Here is a 542-nt window from a genome sequence, read left to right as displayed (position 1 = left end):
CCCCGGGCTTGCTGAACTCGGTCAACAACATCCAGAACATGTATGCCAATGATTATGGCGAGGTCACCGACATCCGTTCGGGCCAGAAGCGCGGTGGTGCCAAGCTTGACCTGCGCTATGACTTCGAGGATGGTCCGCTGCAGTCGATCAAGTTCGGCGTCAAGTACAGCGATAGCTCGCGCGAGTTCACCGACCGCGACTATTCGACCGGCGGTATCAACGATGGTACGACCACGCTGAATGACCTCGGCATCTTCAAGGGCTATTACAACCAGATCTTCCCAGGCAAGTTCGACTGGCAGACACTGCAGGTGAGTCGCGCGGCGGTCGCGGCGTTGATTGCCGCCCACGTGCAGCCGTCCGATCTGGATACCTGCGGCCAGCTCGACTACAACAACTTCAACTGCGACACGATGCGCGGTACCGAGGCGGTAAGCGCGGCCTATGCCATGGCGACGTTCCAGAGCGGCCCGTGGGAAGTCATCCCGGGCGTGCGTTTCGAGCACACCTCGATTCGCAACACGTTCTGGACCACGCCACAG

Annotated in this window: 1 protein-coding gene; it reads left to right on the top strand. The window is 60.1% G+C overall.

Translation table 11 applies throughout. The annotated features are described in order from the left end of the window. The coding region (locus CBX98_RS25330; RefSeq protein ID WP_146192913.1) for a TonB-dependent receptor at nucleotides 1-542 on the top strand (542 nt) is incomplete at both ends.

It is taken from the genome of Vibrio sp. T9, from assembly GCF_003123985.1.
In the GTDB taxonomy this organism is placed as follows: domain Bacteria; phylum Pseudomonadota; class Gammaproteobacteria; order Enterobacterales; family Vibrionaceae; genus Vibrio; species Vibrio diabolicus.
Note: the sequence above shows the minus strand (reverse complement) of the source record. Positions and strands in the feature narration are given on the sequence as shown.